This window comes from Arthrobacter sp. Dra40 (genome assembly GCF_059091905.1).
In genome coordinates this window covers 1-2,625 of the sequence record NZ_JBNHHB010000405.1, presented here as the reverse complement: position 1 = coordinate 2,625, position 2,625 = coordinate 1, and the positions used below count along the sequence as shown (strand labels likewise).

General features: G+C 67.6%; 2 protein-coding genes. Both read left to right on the top strand.

Translation table 11 applies throughout. The features are described 5' to 3' along the window. The first annotated feature begins 196 nt into the window (after positions 1 to 196). Positions 197 to 1,717 carry an IS21 family transposase gene (istA, locus tag AC5RWT_RS36505; protein WP_494084478.1) on the top strand — a complete coding sequence of 507 codons (1,521 nt, stop codon included), beginning with the start codon at positions 197 to 199 and terminating at the stop codon, positions 1,715 to 1,717. Next, the gene (istB, locus tag AC5RWT_RS36500) at positions 1,714 to 2,493 is read left to right on the top strand and encodes an IS21-like element helper ATPase IstB (protein WP_494084477.1); all 780 of its coding nucleotides are present in this window, start codon (positions 1,714 to 1,716) and stop codon (positions 2,491 to 2,493) included. The genes istA and istB overlap by 4 nt, the downstream gene beginning before the upstream one ends. Positions 2,494 to 2,625: the final 132 nt, after the last annotated feature.

Genomic DNA, 2,625 nt, shown 5'->3' with positions numbered 1-2,625 from the left:
TGTCAGCGGCCATGAAAAACTGCCCGTAGATGGCCACGAAAGTGCCCGCTGGCGGCCAGTAAAACTGTCCATTCGCGGCCATGTAATCTGCCCACTTCCTTACTGAACCGACCGCGTCTTAAGCGGTGGGGGCCTCTCCCTGGGGTTTGATGACGGTGTCTAAGCGCACCAGAACCGAACCAGGAAGAGGCCCTGTATGAAGTCTGACGGAGAAATCATGGAAATTCTTGCTGCCTACGATCTGACCGGGTCGTTGCGCGCTGCCGCCGAGATTGCCGGCTGTTCCCACCATACGGTGGCCAAGCACGTCGCTGCCCGGGATGCCGGCCGCCCGCTTGCCGAACGCGCGGTCCGGGACCGGATCACGGACGCGTTCATGCCGAAGATCGAAGAAATGGTCGACCGCTCCAATAGCAGGGTCCGGGCGGATAAGGTGCATGAGACCCTGTGCCTGCTCGGCTACGAGGGCTCCGAGCGGTCCACCCGCCGCGCCGTCCATCGGGTCAAAGCGGCCTGGCGGCTGGGCCATACCCGGGTCCACCGGCCCTGGATCACCGAGCCCGGGATGTGGCTGCAGTACGATTTCGGCGACGGCCCCCGGATCGGCGGTGCCAAAACGGTCCTGTTCGTCGCGTGGCTGGCCTGGTCGCGGTTCCGGATCGTAATTCCGCTGCGGGACAGGACCGCACCCAGCGTGTTCGCAGCCCTCGACCGGTGCTTCCGCCTGCTCGGCGGCGCACCGACATACGTGCTGACCGACAACGAAAAAACCGTAACCAGCATGCACGTGGCCGGCGTCCCGGTACGCAATCAGCAGACCTTGGACTTCGCCCGGCATTACGGGGTGAGCGTGCTGACCTGCCAGCCCGCCGACCCCGCGACGAAAGGCGGCGTCGAAGCATCGGTGAAACTGGCCAAGGCCGACATCGTGCCCACCGCCACCAACCTCCTGGCCGAGTACGCCACGTTCGCGGGCTTGGCGGCGGCCTGCGAAGCGTTCATGGATCAGGTGAACCACCGTGAGCACCGGGTGACCCGGCGCAAGCCGGCGGCGATGCTCGCCGAGGAACAGCCCCGGCTCCACCGGATCCCGGACGCCGCGCATACGGTCGCGTTCGGGCTCTCCCGCACAGTTCCAGAGAACACGCCGATGGTCACGTTCGAAAACGCCCAGTACTCCGTGCCTGCGCACCTGCTCGGTGCCCGCGTATTCGTGCGCAGTCACGGCACCGGCGCCGATGAGCAGGTCGTCATCGTCCACCACGGCCCGGCGGGGCCGGCCGAGGTCGCCCGCCACCGGCGGGCCCGCCCGGGCAGCCCGGCCATCATCGAGGAACATTTCCCCGGCAGCGGCGAGAAAATCCCCGGCGACTACACGGTCAAAGCCCGCACCGCCGGCGAGGCCGAGTTCCTCTCGATCGGCGACGGCGCCCGCACCTGGCTCCTCGAAGCCGCCGCAGCAGGAACAGCCCGGATGAACGTGAAAATGGCCGAAGCCGTAACCCTGGCCAAAATCGCCGGCACCGCCGCGGTCGACCGGGCTCTGGGCAACGCCGCAGTCAACGGGCGCTTCGCGCACGGCGATCTGGCCTCCATCCTCAACGCCGGCACCCGCCGGACCACCACGCACGCCGCCGATGAAAGCCGCTCCCTGACCCAAGGCACCGCCGCCTGGTCCGCCCTGGGCACCAGCACCCCGGAGGAGGACACCAAATGAACCCGGTGCCCGCCACCGCACCGCCGCTGCCGGCAGAGCTCGAGCAGCTGATGCGGCAACTGAAAATGCCCCACGCCCGCGCGCTGGCACCGGAACTGCTGGCCACCGCCCGCGCCCAACGCTGGGAACCGGCCGAAGTCGTCAAAGCACTCTTTGCCGAGGAAACAGCTGGACGTGCCCGCTCCATGCTCGCCACCCGACGTAAGGCCGCCGGCTTCCCAACCGGGAAAACCTTCGACGCTTGGGATCCCGGGGCGTCCTCGATCCCGGCACCGACTCAGCAGGCCCTGCGCACGCTGGAATGGATCACCCGCCGGGAGAACCTGGTCGTCTGCGGGCCCTCCGGGACCGGGAAGACGTTCTTCCTTGAAGCCCTGGGCCAGCAAGCCGTCGAAGCCGGGATGCGCGTCGCGTGGTTCACCCTCGAGGACCTCGGCACCCTGATCCGCGCGCACCGGACCGATGACAGCGTCACCAAAGCCGTCGCCCGGATCCTGCGCGCCGAACTCGTCGTGATCGATGACATCGGCCTGCTCCCGGTCGCCGCCGACGCGGCGGAAGGCCTCTACCGCGTCGTGGACGCCGCATACGAAAAGCGCTCCGTCGCGGTTTCTTCGAACCTGCACCCGGCCGGCTTTGACGAGCTCATGCCCAAAACCCTGGCCACCGCGACAGTGGACAGGCTGCTGCACCACGCGCACGTCTGCCAGACCAGCGGCAAATCCATCCGCCTGACCCAGGCCCTCGCCGGGAAAGGAGTCAACGCCCTGAACTAACCGGTACCGGTGACGGCCAGCCCCGCGGAACCAACAGTGGGCAGATTAGCTGGCCGCCACCGGGCAGTTTAACTGGCCACCGGCGGGCACTTATCCTGGCCGCCAGCGGGCAGAAATTCATGGCCCTTGACA

Coding starts and splice junctions, on each gene's coding strand:
- istB (WP_494084477.1), top strand. CDS start 1,714: ATGAACCCGGTGCCCGCCACCGCACCGCCGCTGCCGGCAGAGCTCGAG.
- istA (WP_494084478.1), top strand. CDS start 197: ATGAAGTCTGACGGAGAAATCATGGAAATTCTTGCTGCCTACGATCTG.